General features: G+C 64.8%; 15 protein-coding genes and 2 pseudogenes. 12 read left to right on the forward strand and 5 right to left on the reverse strand.

The features are described from left to right. Window positions 1-946 precede the first annotated feature (946 nt). A pseudogene (locus J7360_RS17130) lies at window positions 947-1,116 on the reverse strand (LysR substrate-binding domain-containing protein); the annotation flags it as partial. 140 nt (window positions 1,117-1,256) lie between these two features. Between J7360_RS17130 and J7360_RS17135 the strand changes: the two are divergent. Continuing rightward, window positions 1,257-1,601 carry a hypothetical protein gene (locus J7360_RS17135; RefSeq protein WP_057661733.1) on the forward strand — a complete coding sequence of 115 codons (345 nt, stop codon included), beginning with the start codon at window positions 1,257-1,259 and terminating at the stop codon, window positions 1,599-1,601. Window positions 1,602-1,817: 216 nt separating this feature from the next. Here the strand turns inward: J7360_RS17135 and J7360_RS17140 are convergent, their stop codons facing one another. Continuing rightward, on the reverse strand, window positions 1,818-3,095 hold the full coding sequence (locus J7360_RS17140; protein ID WP_007973056.1) for a DNA topoisomerase IB: 1,278 nt from the start codon (window positions 3,093-3,095) through the stop codon (window positions 1,818-1,820). A gap of 56 nt (window positions 3,096-3,151) precedes the next feature. On the opposite strand from J7360_RS17140, the gene J7360_RS17145 reads away from it, so the two are divergent. The 4 genes from J7360_RS17145 (at window position 3,152) to J7360_RS17160 (ending at window position 10,244) form a co-directional block, all read left to right on the forward strand. Continuing rightward, a complete protein-coding gene (locus J7360_RS17145) occupies window positions 3,152-3,532 on the forward strand; it encodes an I78 family peptidase inhibitor (protein WP_022557799.1) in 381 nt (126 codons plus the stop codon). A 202-nt stretch (window positions 3,533-3,734) separates the two neighbouring features. Next, window positions 3,735-8,207 (forward strand): glutamate synthase large subunit, encoded by a 4,473-nt coding sequence (gene gltB / locus J7360_RS17150; protein ID WP_209034319.1) that lies wholly within the window; start codon window positions 3,735-3,737, stop codon window positions 8,205-8,207. 121 nt (window positions 8,208-8,328) lie between these two features. Next, the gene (locus tag J7360_RS17155; RefSeq protein ID WP_022557797.1) at window positions 8,329-9,810 is read left to right on the forward strand and encodes an FAD-dependent oxidoreductase; all 1,482 of its coding nucleotides are present in this window, start codon (window positions 8,329-8,331) and stop codon (window positions 9,808-9,810) included. A gap of 149 nt (window positions 9,811-9,959) precedes the next feature. After that, window positions 9,960-10,244, forward strand: coding sequence for a hypothetical protein (locus J7360_RS17160; RefSeq protein ID WP_139792787.1), 285 nt, complete (start codon window positions 9,960-9,962; stop codon window positions 10,242-10,244). Window positions 10,245-10,399: 155 nt separating this feature from the next. On the opposite strand, the gene J7360_RS17165 is transcribed toward J7360_RS17160, so the two are convergent. After that, window positions 10,400-11,458 carry an NAD(P)-dependent alcohol dehydrogenase gene (locus J7360_RS17165; protein WP_022557795.1) on the reverse strand — a complete coding sequence of 353 codons (1,059 nt, stop codon included), beginning with the start codon at window positions 11,456-11,458 and terminating at the stop codon, window positions 10,400-10,402. A 309-nt stretch (window positions 11,459-11,767) separates the two neighbouring features. On the opposite strand from J7360_RS17165, the gene J7360_RS17170 reads away from it, so the two are divergent. The 5 genes and pseudogenes from J7360_RS17170 (at window position 11,768) to J7360_RS17190 (ending at window position 17,173) form a co-directional block, all read left to right on the forward strand. After that, window positions 11,768-12,841 (forward strand): glycoside hydrolase family 5 protein, encoded by a 1,074-nt coding sequence (locus tag J7360_RS17170; protein WP_057661735.1) that lies wholly within the window; start codon window positions 11,768-11,770, stop codon window positions 12,839-12,841. Between the two features lie 443 nt (window positions 12,842-13,284). Next, window positions 13,285-13,488: pseudogene (locus J7360_RS17175) on the forward strand (hypothetical protein); the annotation flags it as partial. A gap of 129 nt (window positions 13,489-13,617) precedes the next feature. Further along, window positions 13,618-14,679 carry a glycoside hydrolase family 5 protein gene (locus J7360_RS17180; RefSeq protein ID WP_057661737.1) on the forward strand — a complete coding sequence of 354 codons (1,062 nt, stop codon included), beginning with the start codon at window positions 13,618-13,620 and terminating at the stop codon, window positions 14,677-14,679. A gap of 621 nt (window positions 14,680-15,300) precedes the next feature. Further along, window positions 15,301-16,434 (forward strand): glycoside hydrolase family 5 protein, encoded by a 1,134-nt coding sequence (locus J7360_RS17185; RefSeq protein WP_057661739.1) that lies wholly within the window; start codon window positions 15,301-15,303, stop codon window positions 16,432-16,434. A gap of 295 nt (window positions 16,435-16,729) precedes the next feature. Further along, window positions 16,730-17,173: a PepSY domain-containing protein gene (locus J7360_RS17190; RefSeq protein ID WP_057661741.1), complete on the forward strand. Its 444-nt coding sequence runs from the start codon at window positions 16,730-16,732 to the stop codon at window positions 17,171-17,173. A 309-nt stretch (window positions 17,174-17,482) separates the two neighbouring features. Here the strand turns inward: J7360_RS17190 and J7360_RS17195 are convergent, their stop codons facing one another. Together J7360_RS17195 and J7360_RS17200 are read right to left on the reverse strand one after the other, a co-directional pair. After that, window positions 17,483-19,279, reverse strand: coding sequence for a M28 family metallopeptidase (locus J7360_RS17195; RefSeq protein ID WP_209034321.1), 1,797 nt, complete (start codon window positions 19,277-19,279; stop codon window positions 17,483-17,485). Window positions 19,280-19,440: 161 nt separating this feature from the next. Further along, window positions 19,441-20,097, reverse strand: coding sequence for a secreted protein (locus J7360_RS17200; RefSeq protein WP_022557790.1), 657 nt, complete (start codon window positions 20,095-20,097; stop codon window positions 19,441-19,443). 97 nt (window positions 20,098-20,194) lie between these two features. On the opposite strand from J7360_RS17200, the gene J7360_RS17205 reads away from it, so the two are divergent. Further along, complete coding sequence (locus tag J7360_RS17205) at window positions 20,195-21,493, forward strand: peptidoglycan DD-metalloendopeptidase family protein (RefSeq protein ID WP_209034323.1); 1,299 nt, start codon at window positions 20,195-20,197, stop codon at window positions 21,491-21,493. A 104-nt stretch (window positions 21,494-21,597) separates the two neighbouring features. Beyond that, window positions 21,598-23,097 (forward strand): S41 family peptidase, encoded by a 1,500-nt coding sequence (locus tag J7360_RS17210; RefSeq protein ID WP_057661747.1) that lies wholly within the window; start codon window positions 21,598-21,600, stop codon window positions 23,095-23,097. The last annotated feature ends 73 nt before the right edge of the window (window positions 23,098-23,170 follow it).

Raw genomic sequence — 23,170 nt, forward strand, 5'->3', positions numbered from 1 at the left:
CGCTTGCCCAAGCCCTCAGCGTCACCGAACGTCAGCTGCATGGATGAATCCTCTACATAAGGCGATAGTGTCGCGCATCTGCGGTGAGTTGATCAGACCTTCCTTAACGACCCGCAACTGAATGATGACTGGGCCATGCTTAGTTCGTTTGCAAGTAGTCGCGGCATGGATGAAGAAGCCGCAGTCTCTTTTCTAAAGACGCGCCATGCGGCTGTTACGCACTCTCCAACCAGGGATAGAGAGCAGATGGTCTTTGTGCCAGACCTCGAAGATCGCTCTGGCAACGATGCAGTCGACTTTGATGTGGAAGGACGCCTGAAGCTCCCTCCTCGCACCATTGCGTCGCTTCGTGGAGCCAAAGTCCTCCTCCATACGGGACGCATGCCAGGAGTCCGATCAAACGTATGCGTCGAGCAAGATGTTGAGCGATGTTCCTCTCTGCTTCTTAGGGCTATGGACCCGCATGAGACATACGCCCATAGAGATGACAAGTTCGACTTGGCCCAAGCAGTCAGGAAGACGGGCACATCCAAGCTGCTAGCACAGGTTGCACGCATCAAGGCGCGTGCCAAGGAAGATCTCCAGGCCCTAATTTCCGATGTCAATAAGACTGCCCGAGATTTGCGTCAAGCGGAGAAGTCCTCAATTCACTGGCGCTCTCTTCAGGGGAGTCGAAGCCTGCGGTAGACAGGGCTTGCAGCCATCAGCGCTTCAGGAGGCCCCTTTGGGGGCCTTTCTTTTGCCTGAAGATTTCCTATCCGGTGCTGGTTTACTCGTTCTCAGCTTTTCCCACATCCATTGGGCGCGACTCTCACTTAGTCCTCCAAAACAGTTTTTACGTCTGGCGCATCTTGGCGCCAGCAACGTTGGCGCGACGCGGGAGTTGCTCTCGCCTTCTACTGTTATCAACAGCGTCTGTCTGCCGCTGCCAGGGCCATGGCCCGTGCAAGCTCTCCTTGGCAAAGCAACGCCCGACCAGGCGGCTGTCCGGGCCTGGGTTGATGCGGATGGCGACATCGAACCGCTCTTCCATCAGATCGACCGTGCGGTCCTCGGCCACCACCTCCAGTGCGTCCCTGGATAGGCCGCACAGAAGCCGGCGCCGATGTGCCCCATCGTCGATCCATGGGGAACCGGCTGGCGGCACGCGACAAACCAGGTGACGCTTGTCTCTCGCACGGCGTGGCGCAGCATCTTCATGCCATCCCGACAACGCCAGCTTCACGCTTGCGGCATTCTTGCCCTGGAGATTCCCGATGATCTGTATCCTCGCCCCACTCGCTGCCGCTGCGTTGTTGTCGGCCTGTGCCTCCAACCAGGTCGCGCAGATACAGCCCATCGACGGCGCCATCTCCGGCCAGTGCCATAGCGACAAGGTGCGTGGTGCGGTGGGTCTGGCGGCAGCCGCGCAGACCATCGAACGTGCGCGCGTGGATAGCGACAGCCAGACGGTCATCGTCCGTCGCGGCGAGCGCGCAACCGGCGGCACCACCGCCAGCGGCCTGGCCGACCCGGCCCAGGGCGCCAGCGAAAGCGGCGGCGATCAGCTCACCATCGAAACCGGCCCGAACAACAGCATCACTGCAATCTATTGCGGCTGAAGATTCGGGTTGGGGAATCGACATTCGGGATTCGGTACGGCACGCGCTGCTGTCTGCGTCCCGAGACGGCCACCTGGAGTGGTTGACACCGCGTCGCTGATCGTCGCCAGGCGGACATGAGCGACGCGCAGGAACTGGCGTGCGCGCGGTACGTGATGCCCGCGCACGCCGACCCCTTGGCTGTGGCGAATGCCGTGGCGTGTCAGCCTCGGGCGCTTACGCCGACTTGCGCCTTGCCACAGACTTCGCCTGTGTCTTGAGCTTGCTACGCGAAGCGCTCAAGAACTTCAGCGTGGCCGCCTCCCACTGGCGCTCGCCACGCACACCGGTGGCCATGGCCTGCAGCTGGCCCGCACGCCAGCCTTCGAAGACGCATGGGTCGATGTAGGCCTTGCGACACACCGAGGGCGTGTTGCCCAAGGCATCGGCCACCTCACGGATGACATCGTTCTGCACCTGCTTCAGCGCGCGTTCGCTGCTGCGCTCGGGCAATGGCAGGCGTGCCAGCCGCTGCAGTGCAGCCAAGGTGCCGCCCCAGGTGCGGAAATCCTTGGCGGTGAAGTCTTCGCCCATCGCCTCGCGTAGATAGTCGTTGACCTCACCCGAATCCACCGGCTGCAACTGGCCATCGTCGTCGCGGTACTGGAACAGCGATTGCCCCGGCAGCTGCTGGCATTGCCGGATCAGTTTGACCAGCTGCTTGTCGTCCACTTCGATATCGTGGTCCTGGCCGCTCTTGCCGCGGAACTTCAGCCGCGCGCGGCCGCCTTTCAGAAATTCCATATGCCGGTTGCGCAGGGTGGTCAGTCCGTACGAGCGATTGCTGCGTGCGTATTCGGCATTGCCGACGCGCACCAGGGTGTCGGCCAGCAACGCCACCACGATCGCCAGCACCTTTTCGCGTGGAAATCCCGACAGCAGCAGATCGCGACGCAACCGCCGCCGCAGTTTGGGCAGCGCGGTACCGAAGGCGATCACGCGTTCGAACTTGCCCTCGCCGCGTACCTGCGCCCAGTCGGCGTGGTAGCGGTATTGCTTGCGCCGCCGCGCATCGCGCCCGGTGGCCTGCAGATGGCCATTGGGCTTGGCGCAGATCCACACTTCGGTATAGGCCGGCGGAATCGCCAGCGAACGGATGCGCTGCAAGGTCTCGGCATCGGCAATGCGTTGCCCGTCGGCATCGCGGTAACTGAAGCTCTTGCCGGCCTTGCGGCGGCTGATGCCGGGCTGTTGATCGTTGACATAGGTCAGCCCGGCCGCACGCGCGGTCGCCTTGGCCTGCGCCACCGCTGCCGCGCTTGCAACGGCGGCCGTGGCGACCGCCGCGCCGGTGGCGACCGCCGCGAGCTTGCCGACCGTACTGGCGGCCACTGTGGCATTGCGAAGAACACGTTTGGCTTTCATTGCGCACAGGTCGAAGGACTGGCCGCGATTGTTAGGTGCAGCAGGACTAGGCTGCGTCAACGCAGCGACAACGCCGTGTGCGCAAGCCATGCCCGTCGCGTGACTTTGTGCTTATGCTTGCGCGTCCCCCTTTGCTGGAGTCATCGATGCGCGCTGTCCTGCCTATTGCCCGCCTGGCTTGCACCCTGGTTGTGCTGACTGCATTGACTGCCTGCAACAAACCGCAACCCGATGAGCAGGAAGCCGTCACCGCCAATGCCCAGCACGCGGCCGAACAAGCCGCTGCGCCCGCACCGGATGCGGCGCCGGAAGCGCCGCCGATCGGCAGCTGCGATGCCACCCAGGTGCAATCGCTGGTGGGCCAGCCGTTGACCGATGCGGTGGGCGAACAGGCACGCAGCGACGCCGGCGCCAAGTCGGTGCGTGTGCTCAAACCCGGCCAGATGACCACCATGGAATTCAATGGCGAACGGCTCAATCTGGAAGTGGACGCCAAGAACGTGATCAGCTCGGTGCGCTGCGGCTGAGACGGCGTTGGCGCCTGTCGCAAGACCGGCGCCAAGCCTGCTGGCACAAGGGATTGCAATGGTTCTCGTTGCAGCTGTAACGGTGTATTGCGGCACCGCATCAACTGTGGTCTAGTCGATCATCCGGTGACCTCTTCGAACGCTCCACGGATCGAGCGCTGCAACGTCGTCGCCGCTCTCCTAAGATCGCAAAGAGGCAGACATGGCCCCCCGCACTCGCCAAGGGCTCAACGACGACGGTCTCTACAACAGCATGCGCGATGAGCGCGATGCCTGTGGTTTTGGCATGGTCGCCCAGTTGGACGACCAACCTTCCCGCGCGCTGGTGGATACCGCGATTGCGGCGCTCTCGCGCATGACCCACCGCGGCGGTGTCGCCGCCGACGGGCTCACCGGCGATGGCTGCGGCCTGCTGATTCGCAAACCCGATGCGTTCTTGCGCGGGCTGGCGCGTGATGCCGGCATCGCCCTGGGCACGCGCTACGCAGCCGGGGTGGTGTTCCTGCCGCTGGACGAAGCCGATGCCGCGCGATGTCGGGCCGAACTGGAAGCGCAGCTGCACAGCGCCGGCGTGCACTTGCGCGGCTGGCGCGTGGTGCCCACCGATGACAGCGTGTGCGGCCAGCTGGCACGCGATACCTTGCCGCGTATCGAACAGGTCTTTGTCGATGCCGGTGCCGAACAGACCGAAGACGGCTTCACCCTGGCGCTGTTCCTGGCGCGCCGGCGCGCCGAGCAGGCGCTGCATGCGGTCGAAAATTTCTACGTCACCACCCTCTCGCCCAACGGCATCAGCTACAAGGGCATGGTGCTGCCGGACAAGCTGAGCACGTTCTACCCGGACCTGCAGCGCAGCGACCTCTCATCCAGCGCAATTGTCTTCCACCAGCGTTTTTCCACCAACACGCTGCCGCGCTGGCCGCTGGCGCATCCGTTCCGGCTGCTCGCGCACAACGGGGAAATCAACACCATCGAAGGCAACCGGCGCTGGGCGCAGGCGCGCAGCAGGGTATGGCAGACACCGCGCTTCGACATCGCGCAGTTCGATCCGGTGATCTCCATGCACGGCTCCGATTCGCAGAGCCTGGACAACATGCTGGAGCTGCTGATCGCCGGCGGCATGGACCTGCTGCAGGCGCTGCGCATCCTGGTGCCGCCGGCCACCCAGTCGCTGGAGTTCAAGGACGCCGATCTGGCCGCGTTCTACGAGTTCTACGGCCTCAACACCGAACCGTGGGACGGCCCGGCCGGTATCGTGGCCTGCGACAGCCGCTATGCGGCGTGCATGCTCGACCGCAACGGCCTGCGCCCGGCGCGCTGGATGCTGACCTCCGACCGCCATTTCCTGGTGGCCTCCGAAGCCGGCGTGTGGGAGCTGCCGGCCGAGCGCATCACCCGCAAGGGCAAGCTCGGCCCCGGCGAAATGATGGCGATCGACCTCAAGCGCGGCGACCTGCTGGACTCGGACGCCATCGACCGCATCAACCGTGCGCGCGCCCCGTACAAGCAATGGCTGCAGCAGGGCGTGACCTATCTGCAGACCGAATTGATCGACCCCTCGCTGGTGGAGGAGCCCTTCAGCGAGCAGACCCTGCGCAGCTATCACAAGCTGTTCCAGCTCAGCACCGAGGAAGTGGAACAGGTGCTGCGCCCGCTGGCCGAAACCGAGCAGGAAGCCACCGGCTCGATGGGCGACGACACCCCGATGGCGGTGCTCAGCCGTCAGACCCGGCCGTTGTACGACTACTTCCGCCAGGCGTTCGCGCAGGTCACCAACCCGCCGATCGACCCGCTGCGCGAAGGCATCGCGATGTCGCTCACCACACAGCTTGGCAAGGAGACCAACATCTTCCACGCCGGTGCGGAGACGGTGAACCACGTCATCCTCAATTCGCCGGTGCTCAGCCAGCGCAAACTGCGCCAGCTGCTGAAGATGGAGCAGTACGTCGAGCGCAACCGCCTGATCGACCTGTCCTATAGCCTGGAAGAAGGCCTCAAGGCCGGGTTGGAGCGCATCTGCCAGGAGGTGGAAGCCGCAGCGCGCGCCGGTGCGGTGATGCTGCTGCTGTCCGACCGCTACCCGGTGCCGGACCGGCCGATGGCGCATGCGCTGCTGGCCACCGGCGCGGTGCATCACCACCTGTGCAAGGTGGGCCTGCGCTGCGACGTCAACCTGATCATCGAGACCGGCACCGCGCGCGACCCGCACCACATGGCCTGCCTGCTCGGCGTCGGCGCCACCGCGGTGTATCCGTACCTGGCCTACCAGACCCTGTTCGACCTGGGCCGGCGCGGCATCCTGCAGCTGAGCAAGGGCGGCGAGCAGTCGCAGATCGGCCGCCGCTACCGCAAGGGCATCTACAAGGGCCTGTCCAAGATCATCTCCAAGATGGGCATCTGCACCATCGCCAGCTACCGCGGCGCGCAGCTGTTCGAGATCGTCGGGCTGGACCCGGACGTGGTGGACCTGTGCTTTGCCGACACCCCGGCGCGCATCGGCGGCGTGGACCTGGCGCGGCTGGACACCGAGGCGCGCGAGCTGACCGTGCGTGCCTGGAACGACCAACTCAAGCCGGAGGTGGGCGGCCTGCTCAAGTACGTGCACGGCGGCGAGTACCACATGTACAACCCCGACGTGGTCATGACGCTGCAGCGTGCCACCCGTACCGGCGATGCCGGCGACTGGCAGAAGTACGTGGACGCGGTGCATGCGCGCCCGGCCTCCACGCTGCGCGACCTGGTGCAGCTCAAGCGCGCCGACACCCCCACTCCGCTGGATGACGTGGCACCGGCCGAGGACGTGCTGCGACGGTTCGACAGCGCCGCCATCAGCCTGGGCGCGTTGTCGCCGGAAGCGCACGAAGCGCTGGCGATCGCGATGAACCGCCTGGGCGGGCGCAGCAATTCCGGCGAAGGCGGCGAGGATCCGGCCCGCTACGGCACCGAGAAGCGCTCCAAGATCAAGCAGGTGGCCTCCGGCCGCTTCGGTGTCACTCCCGAATATCTGGTCAACGCCGAAGTGCTGCAGATCAAGGTCGCCCAGGGTGCCAAGCCCGGCGAAGGCGGTCAGCTGCCCGGCCACAAGGTCAACGAGCTGATTGCCCGGCTGCGCTACGCCAAGCCCGGCATCGGCCTGATCAGCCCGCCACCGCATCACGACATCTATTCGATCGAAGACCTGGCCCAGCTGATCTACGACCTCAAGCAAGTCAACCCGACCGCGCTGGTGTCGGTGAAGCTGGTGGCACATGCCGGCGTCGGCACGATTGCCGCCGGCGTGGTCAAGGCTGGCGCCGATCTGATCACCGTGTCCGGCCATGACGGCGGCACCGGTGCCAGCCCGGTCAGTTCGATCCGCTATGCCGGCGTGCCGTGGGAACTGGGCGTGGCCGAGTCGCACCAGGCGCTGGTTGCCAACGACCTGCGCGAGCGCACCATCCTGCAGACCGATGGCGGCCTGAAGACCGGCCTGGACGTGGTCAAGGCCGCGCTGCTCGGTGCCGACAGCTTCGGCTTCGGCACCGCGCCGATGATCGTGCTGGGCTGCAAATACCTGCGCATCTGCCACCTCAACAACTGCGCCACCGGCGTGGCCACCCAGGACGAGCGCCTGCGCGCCGGCTATTTCACCGGCCTGCCGGAACGGGTGGAACACTTCTTCCGCCTGCTGGCCGAAGAAGTGCGCCAGTGGCTGTCGTATCTGGGTGTGCGCTCGCTGGACGAGATCGTCGGCCGCACCGACCTGCTGGAACAGCTGGACGTCTCGCCGCGCCCGGGCGTCAAGGTCGACCTGTCGCGCCTGCTCACGCATGCGCAGTACGACGGCAGTCACTGCGCGGCCCAACGCCTGTACGAATCGCCCGACAGCCTGGCCACGCAGATGGACGGCCTGCTCGCCGATGCGATCGCCAACAAGCGCGGCGGCGACCATCGCTTCCTGATCCACAACACCGACCGCTCGATCGGCGCGCGCCTGTCCGGCGCCATCGCACGCGCGCACGGCAACCACGGCATGAGCGATGCGCCGTTGAATCTGCGCTTCCGCGGCACCGCCGGGCAGAGCTTCGGCGCGTTCAACGCCGGTGGCCTGCAGCTGGAGTTGGAAGGCGAAGCCAACGACTACGTCGGCAAGGGCATGGCCGGCGGCCGCCTGGTGGTGCGTCCGCCACGCGGCGCGCGCTTCGAGGCACGCAACACGCCGATCGTCGGCAACACCTGCCTGTATGGCGCCACCGGCGGCGAGCTGTTCGCCGCCGGCCGCGCCGGCGAGCGCTTTGCGGTGCGCAACTCCGGCGCACTGGCGGTGGTGGAAGGCGCCGGCGACCACTGCTGCGAATACATGACCGACGGGGTGGTGCTGGTGCTGGGCAAGGTCGGCCTGAACTTCGGCGCCGGCTTCACCGGCGGGCTGGCCTACGTGCTGGATATCGAGCGCGACTTCGTGGACCGCTACAACCACGAGTTGATCGACATCCACCGCGTCTCGGCCGAAGGTTTCGAGAACCATCGCCAGCACCTGCACACCTTGATCAGCCGCCACCGCGAACTCACCGGCAGCATCTGGGCGCAGCAGATCCTGGACGAATTCCGCGACTACATCGGCAAGTTCTGGCTGGTCAAACCCAAGGCCGCCAGCATCGAGTCGCTGACGGAGTCGCTCAGGCGGGCGGCGTAGCCGCCGCCGGGAATCGAGAATGGGGAATCGGGAATTGTAAAACCGGTTCCCCGACCCTCTTCCCGTTCGTCGCGACCCGCTTTTCCGATTCTCCATTCCCCATTCTCGATTCCCAGCGCCTATGAGCCGCAAACAAGCCTTCCAATTCCTCGACCTGCCACGGACCATGCCCACGCGCATTCCGGTGGAACTGCGCACGTCCGGCGACTGGGGCGAGTTGTACGGCAGGTTCGACAAGGCCGACGCGCAATACCAGGCCGGCCGTTGCCTGGACTGCGGTAATCCGTATTGCAGCTGGAAATGCCCGGTGCACAACGCCATTCCGCAGTGGCTGCAGCTGGTGCAGGAAAACCGCATCGAAGAAGCCGCCGCGCTGTGCCATTCCACCAACCCGCTGCCGGAAGTGTGCGGACGCGTGTGTCCGCAGGACCGCCTGTGCGAAGGCAGCTGCACGCTGGAAGAATTCGGCGCGGTCACCATCGGTGCGGTGGAGAAGTACATCGTCGACACCGCCTTCAAGATGGGCTGGCGTCCGGACCTGGGCAACGTGCAGCCCAGCGGCCACCGCGTGGCGGTGATCGGCGCCGGCCCGGCCGGCCTGGCCTGCGCCGACCGGCTGGCGCGCGCCGGTATCGAAGCGGTGGTGTACGACCGCTACGAGCAGATCGGCGGCCTGCTGCAGTTCGGCATCCCCAGCTTCAAGCTGGACAAGTCGGTGATCGGCAAGCGCCGCGAGATCCTTGAAGGCATGGGCGTGCAGTTCCGCCTGGGCGTGGAGATCGGCAAGGACATCAGCATCGAACAACTGTTGGCCGAGTACGACGCCGTCTTCCTCGGCACCGGCGCCTATCGCTACACCGACGGCGGCCTGCCCGGGCAGGACCTGAAGAACGTGCTGCCGGCGCTGCCGTTCCTGGTGCAGAACAGCCGCATCGTCAGCGGCAACGACCCGCACGGCCGGCCGATCGCCGGCTGGGAAGACCAGCTCGCCCTGCCCGACCTCACCGGCAAGCGCGTGGTGGTGCTGGGCGGCGGCGACACCGGCATGGACTGCGTGCGCAGCGCCATTCGCCTGGGCGCGGCCAAGGTCACCTGCGCCTATCGCCGCGACGAAGCCAGCATGCCCGGCTCCGCACGCGAGGTCGCCAACGCCCGCGAAGAAGGCGTGCGTTTTTTGTTCAATCGTCAGCCGCTGTCGATCGAATCCGGCGCCGACGACGAAGCCATCGGCGTGACCGTGGTGGAAACCAAATTAGGCGAGCCCGATGCCAGCGGCCGCCGCAACGCAGTACCGGTGGAAGGTAGCGAATCGCTGCTGGAAGCGGACGTGGTGATCATCGCCTTCGGCTTCTCGCCCACCCTGCCCGACTGGTTGGCCTCACAAGGCGTGGAAGCCGGCAGCAACGGCCGCATCGTCGCCCCGGCCGACGGCAACGGCCGCCTGCCCTACCAGACCACCAACCCGCGCCTGTTCGCCGGCGGCGACTGCGTGCGCGGTGCCGACCTGGTGGTGACTGCAGTGGCCGAAGGCCGCGACGCGGCGGGCAGCATCGTGCAATTGCTGGGGGTCAAAGCGCAGGTCAAGGAGCCGGCTGCGGCGTAGGGAATGCTAAGCCGCAGACTCGAATCCACGTCATGAATCCGATATTCGCAGAGCGCAATTTGCAATTTAAATTGCCGTCGGGGGCAGTGGAAGACGTTGTTGTTAGGTTTTTTGTGCCCTATCCGATCGCGCAGGGTGACTGAAGTCTGATGGTGACGCTTGATTTGTTTGGCGCTGGCGCAATACATGTTCTGGACCACCGGACAGGTGTTTCTGTCGTTGCTCCAAGCAGTCTAAGGGCACACCTGCTTGGAGCCGCGCAGTCGCTCATGGATGTGGGCATCCACTCCCAACAGAATCCCATCTTGTTCGGACTGCTGTTTGAGCACTACGGACGATTTGCGCTTTCACCAAACGACCTCATGACTCGTGCAGCACTCTCGCAAACTCCTAGCGATCTTGCAGCAGCACTCGTAAAAGAAGCAGCTAGCTGAGATATTCAAGGTGGCGCAAAATAATTCATTGATGTCGCGGCCTGCCGCGGCGTGAGCCTCACAAAACCGAATCTTCTTCGCGATCGACATAAGCTTGACCGCTTGCGCCCAATAACGGCGCAAGCGGCAGCACTACAGCCTGAAGCAATAACGAATCAGGCCGCCTTATCCAAGGTCGCCATATCGATCACGAAGCGGTACTTCACGTCGCTCTTGAGCATGCGCTCGTAGGCGGCGTTGATCTGGTCGGCGCGGATGGTTTCGATGTCCGAGACGATGTTGTGCTTGGCGCAGAAATCCAGCATTTCCTGGGTCTGGCGAATGCCGCCGATCAGCGAGCCTGCCAGGGTGCGGCGCTTCATGATCAGGTTGAACACCGCCGGCGACGGGTGCGACTGCTCCGGCACGCCGACCAGCACCATGGCGCCATCGCGCTTGAGCGCGTTGAGGAACGGGTCCAGGTTGTGCGGTGCGGCCACCGTGTTGAGGATGAAGTCCAGGGTGTTGTACTGCGCGGCCATCTGCGCTTCGTCCTTGGAGATCACCACTTCGCTGGCGCCCAGGCGCAGCGCATCGGCGCGCTTGCTTTCGGAGGTGGTGAACAGCACCACGGTGGCGCCCATCGCCTTGGCGATCTTCACCGCCATGTGGCCCAGGCCACCCAGACCGACCACGCCTACCTTCTGGCCCGGACCCACCTTCCAGTGCGCCAGCGGGGAATAGGTGGTGATGCCGGCGCACAGCAGCGGTGCCACCGCGGCCAGGTTGTCGCTGTGGGTGATGCGCAGCACGTACTTCTGGTCGACCACGATATGGTCCGAATAGCCGCCGTAGGTGTTCTCGCCGCCGCCGAACATCGGCCCGTTGTAGGTACCGGTGAAGCCGGCTTCGCAATACTGTTCTTCGCCTTCCTGGCAGGAGGCGCAGCTGCGGCAGCTATCGACCATGCAGCCAACACCGGCCAGGTCGCCGACCTTGAAGCCGGTGACCGCATTGCCCACCGCCGTGACGCGGCCGACGATTTCGTGGCCGGGCACCGAGGGGTACAGCGTGTTGTGCCATTCGTTGCGTGCGGTATGCAGGTCCGAGTGACACACGCCGCAGTAGGCGATGTCGATCTGCACGTCGTTGGGGCCGGGCGCACGGCGTTCGAACACGAATGGGGCAAGTGGTTGATCGGCGGCCTGGGCAGCGTAGGCGTGGGCTGTGCTCATGGGGAAAGCTCCGGGGCGTTGCGTCATCGGCAAGGAGCGCCAACGACAAAAAGGAAGGACTGGTAGCTTAAAACAGGCAGATGTCGCACTCGTGCGACAGTCCGTCTTGCCTGCCCTCTTGCGAACGCTACCGCAGCGGCATGATGCGCCCTGCAGGTGTTCGTGCACGATCAAATCCGCGCGATGCGCGTGAATGGCGCGCTAACGTGCGAGCCCCTAGGCTCACGCAGCAGCTGATCGCCGCGCACCATCTCTGCTGGCCGTGCCCTCCCACCGCGGCCGCCCACGTCGATGCCGAAGGAGGCTTCCATGTTCCGCACCCCCCCGCACTTGTCCCGCTTGCGCACTGCTGCGCTCGCGTTGACCCTGATTGCTGCCATTCCGTTGGTCCAGGCCAAGGAGCCCGCCGGGCCGAAGAAGGAAAGCGCCGGCCTGAAGTATGTTGGCGTCAATCTGTCCGGTGCCGAGTTCAACTCGCGCAAGAAACCCGGCACCTTGTTCAAGGACTACACCTATCCTGCCGCCTCGGACTTCAGCTATTTCGCCGGCAAGGGCATGAATACGATCCGCTTGCCGTTCCTGTGGGAACGCGTGCAGCCCGAACTCAATGGTCAGCTGGACCAGGCCCAATTGGGGCTGATCAAGAAGTCGCTCGAGGCAGCCAAGGCCAACAAGCAGTACCTGATCCTGGATCTGCACAACTACGCCACGTACAGCGGCAAGCGCATCGGTACCAGCGATGTGCCGGCCAGCGCGTTGGCCGATCTGTGGCGCCGGCTGGCGCTGGAGTTCAAGGACGACAAGGCGGTGATCTTCGGGCTGATGAACGAGCCCAATGGCATTTCCGCACCCGACTGGGCCAATGCCGCGCAGGGAGCGATCAACGCGATCCGCAAGACCGGCGCGAAGAATCTGATCCTGGTGCCGGGCACCGCCTACACCGGTGCACACAGCTGGCGCAGCACCAGCTACGGCGTCTCCAACGCAAAGGCGCTGGAAATCCTCAAGGACCCGGGCAACAACCTGGCCTTCGAGGCGCATCAATACCTGGATAAAGACTACAGCGGCACCAAGCCGGTATGCACCAGCGATTCGGTAGGCCAGGAAAAGCTGCAGGGCTTCACCTCGTGGCTGCGCGAGAACAAGCAGAAAGGCTTTCTGGGCGAATTCGCCACGGCCAACAATCCGGTCTGCGACAAGGCGCTGGAAGGCATGCTGACCTACATGGAAAAGAACAGCGACGTGTGGCTGGGCTGGACCTGGTGGGCGGCGGGTTCCTGGTGGAAGCCGGACTACCCCTTCACCGTGCAGCCGGGCAAGGACGGCAGCGACAAACCGCAGATGGCGATCCTGAGCAAGTACGCACGCCGCGCCGGCAAGTAAGCAACGGGGCAGGCAGAGGTGGTCGCGACCTGTGTTGCGGCCACTTTTTTTGTGTCCATTGCCGTGCATCGCGTTGGAGGGCAGTCTGCTTCGCAGAAGAGCAGACCGCCGCTAGCTCGCGGTGGTCGCACAGAAGGCAGAAGCCATCCCGCGCCAGCTCAAATGCTTCCGATTGCCGATGTGCGCTCTTCGATGGCGCGCAACAGCCCGGCATCGAGCGCGTGCCATGTCTTGCCTGCGCTTGTGCAAGCTGCAGTGCACAGCAGCCGTCGCGACGACGCGCTGAGGTAACGCGCTCGCACCAAGTGCGTGGACGACGCGCAAGCGATCTCATCCCGTATCGCGCCACCGCGATTGCGCACGCCACCTGCGCTCTGTCTGCCGCGGTGGTTGGCACTGCCCGACGACAGCATTGACAATCAGGCAGTCCATCGCGATGAACAGATAAGCGCTTCAGCGCAGAGGCTTTGCACGCAACGCAGCTGCATTCGCCTGCGATGCGCAGCACGCCATCGCGCAGGTCATAGTGTGCCACTGGTTTGAAGCATGCGCAAACGGTGCGGTGCGTTCGGGCCATGCGTGCGCGCTCTAACACAAGAACTGCGTGTCACTGCACAGCTTGGCCGATTGATCCCTCTCAACCGTAGTTTGTGCGGGCGCATACGCCTAGTCTGGTGATGGACGCGTTGCTGTCGTACATCGAACGAGCTCATGCCCGTCTCGGCACGTCGTCCTTGCACAGCTCTTTCGCACGCAGAAGTCTCAGGAGTTCCCCCATGAAATCCCTCACCACGCATACGCGCCGGCTGCGTTGCCGCGCGCTGTCTTTCCTATTGCTGGCCACCATGCCCCTGGCGCAGGCGCAAAGCGCCACCGGCCTGAAGTATGCAGGCGTCAATCTTTCCGGCGCCGAGATCAAATCCTCGCAAAAGCCCGGCGTGCTCAACATCGACTATCGGTATCCGGCGGCCGATGAATATGCCTACTTCGCCGGCAAGCACATGAACACCGTGCGCTTGCCGATCCTGTGGGAACGGCTGCAGCCAAAGACAGGTGGCGAGCTGGATCCGGCCCAGCTGGCGTTGATCCGGCAGGCAGTCGCCAACGCCAAGGCGGCAAAAATGTACGTGATCGTGGATGTGCACAACTACGCCAAGTATTACGGCCACACCATCGGCAGCACGAAAGTGCCGATCAGCACCTTCAACGATCTATGGCGACGGCTGGCAATCGCCTTCAAGAACGACAACGCCGTGATCTTCGGACTGATGAATGAGCCTTACGACATCGATCCGCAGGCGTGGGCAACGGCCGCACAGGCGTCGATCGACACCATTCGCAAGACCGGCGCGAACAATCTGATTCTGGTGCCGGGTGCGTTATGGACAGGCGCGCATAGCTGGTACTCCACGGTGGCCGGGCAATCCAATGCAGTGGCGATGGCATCCATTCGCGACCCGCTCAATCGGTATGCCATCGAAGCGCATCAATATCTGGATGCCGATTCCAGCGGCACCAGCGGCACCAGCGGCGGTTGCGTCAGCGCCACGGTCGGGGTCGAACGGCTGCGCAGCTTCACCGAATGGCTGCGTTTGAACAAAAAGCGCGGCTTTCTCGGCGAATTCGGCACCGGCAATACGGTCACCTGCAATCTCGCGCTCAACGGCATGCTGGGCTACATGGAATCCAACAGCGATGTGTGGATCGGCTGGTCCTGGTGGGCGGCAGGCGCGTGGTTGAGCGCGGCGTATCCGTTCAACGTGCAACCGGATGCGCATGGGCGCGACAAGCCGCAGATGTCGATATTGAGCGCGCGTGCGCGCCGGATTACCGATTAAACGCGACCGACGCACGTAGCGAGTTGTCGTCAGGCAGGCGCGAATGGCGCGCAAAGCACAACGCAGGTGGTCCACGCCAACGCCCGCCGCGCCCGCCTGACGCTTGCACGCCGGTGCTTTGGCTGCTGTTCGCAACGGCAGACGCGCGCGGGCGCAGCAGGCATCGTCGCCACGCAGATCACGTTTCTAGACGGTAGCGAGCACGCGCGTTCTACCGGGCTGAGCCTTACCGCGATTGGCCGCTCTGCCCGTCTTTTCTCGGAAGGGATTGAGGCAGCCTATGCCTGCAGTCTAGGTGGCAGTTTCAATGCGGCATAACGTCATGGACATGACGCCATGCAACTGACGGCAGGCGCTTCCATACGACGCAAAATCGACAGCGTGGAAGAGCGCATGCCGCACTGACGCAAATATCGGGTGATATCACGCGCTTTTGTGCGGCCTATAAATCTCGACAACGCGCCTTGCAGAGTGTGACTGCGATGCAGTTCGCATATCGGCGCTGGATCGACGACACGCAGCATTTGGGCACGGCTGATGCATTGATTCAGACGGATGCAGCGCATCGCGCGCAACGCGCACGCACTTGGCTGCATCTCCCCCCGTCTGAGGAGTTGTGTCATGTCCGCTGTCTGTTTTTCGTTGCGCACGCTACTGCGCTCCACGCTGCTTTTCATCGTGTTTGGCAGCCTGCCGTTGGCCCACGCGCAGACGCGCGCGCTCACCTATGCCGGCGTCAATCTGTCCGGTGCCGAATACGCATCTTCCAAAAAGCCCGGAGTCCTCAACAATGACTATATGTACGCCGCGGCCAGCGATTACACCTATTTCGCCGGTGTCGGCATGAATACCATCCGCCTGCCGATCCTGTGGGAACGGCTGCAGCCCACCGCGGGCGGCGAACTGGATCCGGCCCAACTCGCGTTGCTGCAACAGGCCGTGGCACGCGCCAAGGCAGCCGGCATGTATCTGGTCATCGATATCCATAACTACGCCAAGTATTACGGCTACAAGATCGGCAGCCCGGAAGTACCGGTGGCAACGTTCACCGATCTATGGCGTCGTCTCGCACTGGTGTTCAACAGCGACAACGCGGTGATGTTCGGGCTGATGAATGAGCCCAACAATATTTCGGCCAGCGAATGGGCCGGCGCAGCGCAGGCCGCCATCGATGCCATCCGCAGGACCGGTGCCAATAACCTGATTCTGGTGCCCGGCGCATTGTGGACCGGCGCGCACAGTTGGTATTCCACCACCAACGATGGCTACTCCAACGCCACCGCGCTGACGTCCATCTACGACCCGCTCGATCGCTACGCCTTCGAAGTGCATCAGTATCTGGATGCCGATTCCAGCGGCACCAGCAGCACGTGTGTCAGCAGCACCATTGGCGCCGAGCGCCTGCGCAACTTCACGCAGTGGCTGCGCACCAACCGCAAGCGCGGCTTTCTGGCCGAATTCGGCACCGCCAACAATGCGGTGTGCAACCAGGCGCTGCAAGGCATGTTGTCCCATATGGAAACCAATGCAGATGTGTGGCTGGGTTGGACCTGGTGGGCGGCCGGTTCGTGGTGGAACCTCAGCTACGCGTACAGCGTGCACCCCAACAAGGACGGCACCGACAAGCCGCAGATGGCGATCCTGTCGCCGCAGGCCGCACTGGCCACGCGTGCACCGGTCGCTGCTGCAGCAGCGCGCACTTCCGCTGCATCGACCTCGGCAACAAGCGTATCCGTTGCACGCACGACACGCTGATGCCAAACAAGCCGCCGTAAGGCGGCTTTGTTTTATGCACGCAGCGCGCCCGGGCACACAGCCTTGGCACGATGGGATGCACACGCGGACTGCTGCGATTTCCATCTTGGATGGCTACATCCATGCGTGCTCGGCCGCAACAGCCGTTTGGATGTAAACAACGCGTGCAGCGCAGGTGAATTGGCAGCTGCGCATTTCAGCTAACTGAACTTTCGTCGCGGCCGCTCGGGCCTTTTCACCTGATGGCGATAGGCCGCCCTCCAGCATGAGCGCACTTCACTGCAGGAGCATTCCCATGACACAGCGATTGATGAAGACCGCACTGATCGGCGCCCTTGCCTTGCTGTTGCAGGGTACGTTGGCACAGGCGGCCGACAAGCCGGCCAAGGCGCTCACCTCCGGTGAGGTCACCAGCATGCTCACCGCAAAGGGCTACACCAAGGTGCACGACGTCAAGTTCGAGCACGGCGTCTGGACGGCAGACGCGCGTAGCGGCGACGGCAAGGACGTGGACGTGCACATCGATCCGGTGACTGGCCGCGTCTACGGCGACCAGACCACCTCCAAGCTCAGCGAAGCCGACGTTCGCGCATCCCTGTCTACCGGCGGCTATGCCGATGTGCACGACCTCAAGTTCACCGATGGCCTGTGGAAGGCCGATGCCAAGCGCAACGGGCAGAAGGTCGAACTGCACGTGGATCCGGAAGACGGTCACGTGGTGAGCGTGGATAACGATTGAGTTGGCGCACGTCATGTTCGCCTGCCAGGCGGCTAGGGCAGATCGAGCATGCAGAGGACGCTCGCAGCATGGTCACGCTGCCGCTCCCTGGGCCGACATGGAGCGTCAGTGCAGCAAGCAACCGATCGCGCAAGATCGTAGCTCAGTGATGTTGCCTGGCGATTGGCCAGGTGCCTCACATGACGCAGCAACGCGAAGGCCTCCGATGGGAGACCTTTTGCCTAACAGAAGATTCTCACCGATGGCGGCGCGAACCAGAGCACTGGTGCGTCGCTGCGACACCGTGTGGCAGCGATGGATCGGCAAGCCTCAGCGTCGGGGCTTGGCCGTGTTCGTCTGCGTGGCCGTGCTGGCAGCGTCGGCCGGCTGCGCGGCCGCCGCACTTGTGCCAGGCCTGCCGGCCATCATGCGATCGCGCGCGGCCTTGAACGGATTGCCGGGGTACCAGTTGGGCCAACGCTCGTCAGCGGCCACTTCCTTGCCCACGCCATAGACCACCTGCAGATCTTCGATGGTGCCATCGAGCTTCCATGTGGCGGCGTCGTATTCGTCGCCGGGCGCGTGGTAGCGGTGGCGTCCGTAGTCCTCGGCCGCGGCACGTCCGGCGGCAGTACCGCCCTCGCGCAGGTCTTCGCCGCCATCGGCATACAATGCCGGCACGCCGGCCTTGGCGAAGTTGAAGTGATCCGAACGGAAATACGAGCCGTTTTGCGGGGTGGCTTCTGCGTGCAGGGTGCGCCCCTGCATTGCCGCGATCGGCTTGAGGATGTCCTCCAGCTCCGAGCTGCCCATGCCCACCACGGTGACATCGCGGGCGCGCCCGGCCACCGACATCGCATCCAGGTTGATCACCGCCGCGATCTTGTCCAGCGGGAAGCTCGGGTTGGCCACGTAGTATTTGGAACCCAGCAGGCCGGATTCTTCCAGCGTCACCGCCAGGAACACCACCGAGCGCGCCGGCTTGGGGTCTTGATGGGCGAATGCGTCGGCGATTTCCAGGATGCCGGCCACGCCGGTGGCGTTGTCCACCGCGCCGTTGTAGATGTTGTCGCCGCTTTCGCCCGGATGCTTGCCCAGGTGGTCCCAATGCGCCATGTACAGCACCGCCTCGTCGGCGTGGCTGGTGCCCGGCAGCACGCCGACCACATTGCGCGAAGTCTTCGCCGCGATCGTGCTCTTGAGGTCGACCGACCAGCTGGCCTTCAACGGCACCGGCTTGAAGCCGCGCTTGCTGGCATCCTTGTAGGCCTGCGCCAGGTCCAGACCGGCATTGGCGAACAATTGCCTGGCGGTCTCGGCGCTGATCCAGCCCTGCACCGGCAGGCGCGGGTCGGGGTCGTCCTTGGCCGGCAAGTCGTATTGCGGGCCGGACCAGGAATTTTTCACCACGTCCCAGCCATAGCTGGCACCGGGTGTGTCGTGCACGATCAACGCCGCAGCCGCGCCCTTGCGTGCGGCTTCTTCGAACTTGTAGGTCCAGCGCCCGTAGTAGGTCATGCGCTTGCCGTCGAACAACTTGGCATCGTCGGTATGGAAGCCCGGGTCGTTGACGAACATCACCACCGTCTTGCCCTTCCATTCCTGGCCGGCGTAGTCGTTCCACTGCTGCTCGGGCGCATCCACGCCGTAGCCGACGAACACCAGCTCGCTGTTGTCCAGCTTGACCTCGGCTTGCCCGGTGCGGGTGCCGACCACGATGTCGGTGCCGAAGGCGAGGGTGCGGGTCTGCTCGCCGCTGCGCAGGCTGGGGGCGGTGGATGCATCGGCGGTGGTTTCCACCATCGGCACCTCCTGGAACCAGCTGTCGCCATTGCCGGGCTGCAGCCCGATGCGCTGCATCTGGTCGCGAATGTAGGTCACGGTCTTTTCTTCGCCGGGCGTCCCCGGGCCGCGGCCTTCGAAGTCGTCCGACGCCAGTGTCTTGACCAGTTCGGCGAAGTCGCCGGCGGTCATGTCCGGGGAGAAGGTGTGGCGGCTGACCGGCGCGCTGGGCGCGCTCTCGGTCGGCGTCTGCGCGGCAGGCGCGCTGGGCGCATCGGCGGGTTCGCGTTTGCAGCCGGCCAGGGCCAGCGTCGTGGCCAGGCACAACAGGATCTTGCGGGGCATCGGAACTCCTCGTGCGGCGGAATCCCGATCTTAGAGCCTGCGCCGCATGGTGAGGTGAGCGCGTAGCTGCGTGTGCTGCAGCCGCATGGCGGGCCGGGCAGGGCGCCTGGAGCAGGTGCCCTGGATCCGGCGCACGCAGCGGCAGGTGCGTGTTGCGTCGGTCAGTCCTTCGGTGCGACGTCGCTGTCGAAGCTGCGCGCGGTGGCGCCGCTCACCGCGCCGATCTTGGCGCTGCGGTGCACGTACAGGTTGACCTCGCGCTCGAAGTGCAACGGCCCATCGACCACCGCATCCGGGCCGATCACCACACGCGGCTTGCGCGAGGGCTGGAACGAAAAACCGAAGCTCGGCTTGCTCACTTCGATGCCGCCGCGCACATGCGAGCCCACCCCGACCGTGATGTCGCCATTGACCGTCTCGATGCCCTTGCCGAGCTCGGTCCCCACCAGCCCGATGCTCCCGTTGACCGTTTCCACTCCGCCACTGATCTGGCTGCCGCGCTCGGCAAGGATGCTGCCATTGACCGTTTCCAGTCCGCCGGACACGATCACCTTCTGGCCCAGCGTGATCGAGCCGTTGACCGTTTCCACGCCCCCGGTACGCGCGTTGTCGCCGATGCGGATGCCGCCGTTGACGGTTTCCACGTTCTTGGTTTGCGCACCGGCACCGATCTCGATGGAGCCGTTGACCGTTTCCAGAGCGCCATAGGTCTTGCCGGCATCTGCGCTGATCTTGCCGTTGACCTTGCTGACGTCCTCGTCGGCCCAGGCGCTCGTGCAGACCAGGGACAGTGCCAGGAGAAGAATTTGGGGCTTCATGCTGAACCTCGCGCGGCGGCGGTTGTCTGGGGCGTGGCGGCGATCACATCATGCTTGGCTACAATCGCGCACCTGCCTGAAGTCACTGGATCTTTCGTTGCCCCCTTCGCCTGCACCGCTGTCGCGCCTGCCGCTCGCTCCTGCCACCGGCCGTGGACGGATATGGCTGGCGGTGGGCGTACTGGCCTGCACCTTGCTGGGCAGCATGGGCGCAAGCGCGCAGAGCCAGCGCGAGACCGAGCGCAAACTGCAGCAGCTGCGCGATGAACTCAAGACCATCAGCGCCGATCGACGCGAGCTGGAAGGCAAGCGCGGCACCGCCGCGCAACAGTTGCGCCAGGCCGACGAGAAAGTGGCCAAGACTGCACGTGCATTGAGCGAGACCGAAGCGGCGATGCGCGCGCAGGAACAACATCTTTCCAGCCTGCAGCAGGAACGTGCGCAGTTGCAGCGGGGCCTGCAAAGCCAGCGCACGCAGCTGGCGGCGTTATTGCGCGCGGCCGATCAGGTGGGTCGCAATGCACCGTTGAAGGTGCTGCTATCGCAGGACACGGTGGGCGATGCCACGCGCATGCTGGCCGATCACCGCTATGTGCAAAACGCGCGCGCGCAGCGCATCCATGCCCTGACCACGCAACTGGATGCCCTGGCGACAGTGGAACAGGACATCGCCACCCGGCGCCAGGCGCTGGATGCCGCGCGTGCGCAGCAAAAGGCGCAGGCGGCCACGTTGCAGAAGGATCGCTCGCAACAGGCGGCCACCGTCGCGCAGCTGGACGATCGCTACAAACAGCGCGCCGAGCGCGAAAAGGCAATCGGCCAGGACGCCAAGGCGCTGGAACAACTGCTCGCCAATCTGCGCGCGGCTGCCGCCAAGGCCGAAGCCGAACGGCGCGCTGCCGCCAGACGCGCCGCCGCCGAAGCCGCCGCGCAGGCCAAGCGCAGCAAAACCGAGCGTTCCGATCACCCCGGCAAGACGCCGCCCAAGGTGATCGCCAACGCACCGGCCCCCAAGGTCGGTGGGCTCAGCTGGCCGGTGGCGGGCAATCTGCTGGCGCGCTTCAATGCCACCTTGCCCGATGGCCACACCAGCAAGGGCGTGCTGATCGGCGCGCCCAAGGGCACCACCGTGACTGCAGTGGCCGATGGCACGGTGGTGTTTTCCGACTGGATGACCGGCTACGGCATGATCCTGATCGTGGACCACGGCAACGGCTACATGAGCCTGTACGCGCATAACGACACCTTGCTGCGCGATGCCGGCGCATCGATCAAACGTGGCGACGCGGTGGCCAAGGTCGGCAGTTCGGGCGGGCAGGGCGTGCCGGCGCTGTACTTCGAATTGCGTCGCAACGGGCAGCCAGTGGATCCATCGAGCTGGCTGCAACGCCGCTGAGCGCCGCGCACCACCCGCGATTCAACGCGGATTTACCGCTGCTTCGCGCATAATCCGGTCAGCTCCGCGCTGCGGGGCGCCTTATCTCTTTGTCGGAGTGCTTCATGCGCGTAGCCGTCCTGTCCGTTGCCCTGTCGCTGGCCCTGTTCGCGTCGCCTGGTTGGGCGCAGAAGGCCGGCCCCGCCGCCGCCCAGGCCAGCGCGGACGATCCGGAAGCCAATGAAGCCGCTGTGTCCAAGGTGCCGCTGGATGAGATCCGCCGTTTCGTGGCGGTGTACAACGCGGTCAAGCAGGCCTACGTCGATCCGGTCGAAGACAAGAAGCTGATGCACGCGGCCGTGCGCGGCCTGCTCTCGGACCTGGACCCGCACAGCACCTATTTCGACAAGGAAGATGCCGAAGCCTTCGACGAGCAGGCCACCGGCGCCTACGACGGTATCGGCGTGGAACTGCTGCAGCAGCAGGACAACACCCTGAAGGTGATCGCGCCGATCGACGACACCCCGGCCGCGCGCGCCGGCATCCGCGCCGGCGATGTGATCGTGGCCATCGACGGCAAGCCGATCGATGCCAGCAAGGCGATGGAGCCGCTGCGTGGCGAATCCGGCAGCAAGGTCGTGTTGACCATCATGCGCGACAAGACGCCCAAGCCGTTCGATGTGACCCTGCAGCGCGAAACCATCCGCGTGGCCAGCGTGCGCAGCAAGCTGCTGGAGCCGGGCTACGGCTACATCCGCATCAGCACCTTCCAGGCCGACACCGGCGCCGACTTCCAGAAGAACCTCAAGCAGCTGCAGGCCGGCGGCAAGTTGCGCGGCCTGGTGCTGGACCTGCGCAGCAACCCCGGCGGTCTGCTGACCTCGGCGGTGCAGGTGGCCGACGATCTGCTGGACAAGGGCAATATCGTCAGCACGCGCGGGCGCATCTCCATCAGCGATGCCAAGTTCGACGCCACTCCGGGCGATCTGCTCAATGGCGCACCGGTGGTGGTGCTGGTGGACGCCGGCTCGGCCAGTGCCTCGGAAGTGCTGGCTGGCGCGCTGCGCGACAACAAGCGCGCACGCATCATCGGCAGCCGCACCTTCGGCAAGGGCTCGGTGCAGACCGTGCTGCCGCTGGACAACGGCGACTCGGTTAAGCTCACCACCGCGCGCTACTACACGCCCAGCGGCAAGTCGATCCAGGCCAGCGGCATCGTGCCGGACGTGCTGCTCGCCCCCGAACCGCAGCCGGGCGATGCCGATGCGCCGGCCAGCCTGACCGACTACAGCGAAGCCACCTTGCCGGGCCACCTGCGCGGCGACGACGAAGGCGAGGAGGGCTACAGCGCCGGCGACGTGCTGCCGGGCGACGGCCCGATCACCGAAGCCTTGGCCGAACTCAAGCAACCCGGCGCCGCCGCCAAGGCGCAGGCCGCGCAGAAGGCGAAGGCAGCCAAGACCGGTGCCGAGCCCAAGCCCGCCGCAGCGCGCCCGGCGACCACGGACAAGCCCAGATCGGCCGAACCTGCAGGCAAGGCCAAGCCGGCCACTGCACCCGCAGCGCCAGCCGAACCGGTGCAGCCGACGCCGCCGGCGGACAAGCCTGCCGAGCCGGTCAACTAAGTGTGGGCGACAGACCTGCGCGCGTCGTCGTGACGTAGGTCCGGTCGGCACACAGGAATCGCTGGAGGAGTGG

It is taken from the genome of Xanthomonas sp. D-99, from assembly GCF_017746145.1.
Classification (GTDB): domain Bacteria; phylum Pseudomonadota; class Gammaproteobacteria; order Xanthomonadales; family Xanthomonadaceae; genus Xanthomonas; species Xanthomonas cissicola.

Excerpts from the sequence above, each read along its gene's own strand:
- J7360_RS17195 (WP_209034321.1), bottom strand. The coding sequence starts at position 19,279 with ATGCCCCGCAAGATCCTGTTGTGCCTGGCCACGACGCTGGCCCTGGCC.
- J7360_RS17145 (WP_022557799.1), top strand. The coding sequence starts at position 3,152 with ATGCGCGCTGTCCTGCCTATTGCCCGCCTGGCTTGCACCCTGGTTGTG.
- gltB (WP_209034319.1), top strand. The coding sequence starts at position 3,735 with ATGGCCCCCCGCACTCGCCAAGGGCTCAACGACGACGGTCTCTACAAC.
- J7360_RS17140 (WP_007973056.1), bottom strand. The coding sequence starts at position 3,095 with ATGGCTTGCGCACACGGCGTTGTCGCTGCGTTGACGCAGCCTAGTCCT.
- J7360_RS17200 (WP_022557790.1), bottom strand. The coding sequence starts at position 20,097 with ATGAAGCCCCAAATTCTTCTCCTGGCACTGTCCCTGGTCTGCACGAGC.
- J7360_RS17190 (WP_057661741.1), top strand. The coding sequence starts at position 16,730 with ATGACACAGCGATTGATGAAGACCGCACTGATCGGCGCCCTTGCCTTG.
- J7360_RS17210 (WP_057661747.1), top strand. The coding sequence starts at position 21,598 with ATGCGCGTAGCCGTCCTGTCCGTTGCCCTGTCGCTGGCCCTGTTCGCG.
- J7360_RS17180 (WP_057661737.1), top strand. The coding sequence starts at position 13,618 with ATGAAATCCCTCACCACGCATACGCGCCGGCTGCGTTGCCGCGCGCTG.
- J7360_RS17135 (WP_057661733.1), top strand. The coding sequence starts at position 1,257 with ATGATCTGTATCCTCGCCCCACTCGCTGCCGCTGCGTTGTTGTCGGCC.
- J7360_RS17160 (WP_139792787.1), top strand. The coding sequence starts at position 9,960 with ATGGTGACGCTTGATTTGTTTGGCGCTGGCGCAATACATGTTCTGGAC.
- J7360_RS17185 (WP_057661739.1), top strand. The coding sequence starts at position 15,301 with ATGTCCGCTGTCTGTTTTTCGTTGCGCACGCTACTGCGCTCCACGCTG.
- J7360_RS17165 (WP_022557795.1), bottom strand. The coding sequence starts at position 11,458 with ATGAGCACAGCCCACGCCTACGCTGCCCAGGCCGCCGATCAACCACTT.
- J7360_RS17155 (WP_022557797.1), top strand. The coding sequence starts at position 8,329 with ATGAGCCGCAAACAAGCCTTCCAATTCCTCGACCTGCCACGGACCATG.
- J7360_RS17170 (WP_057661735.1), top strand. The coding sequence starts at position 11,768 with ATGTTCCGCACCCCCCCGCACTTGTCCCGCTTGCGCACTGCTGCGCTC.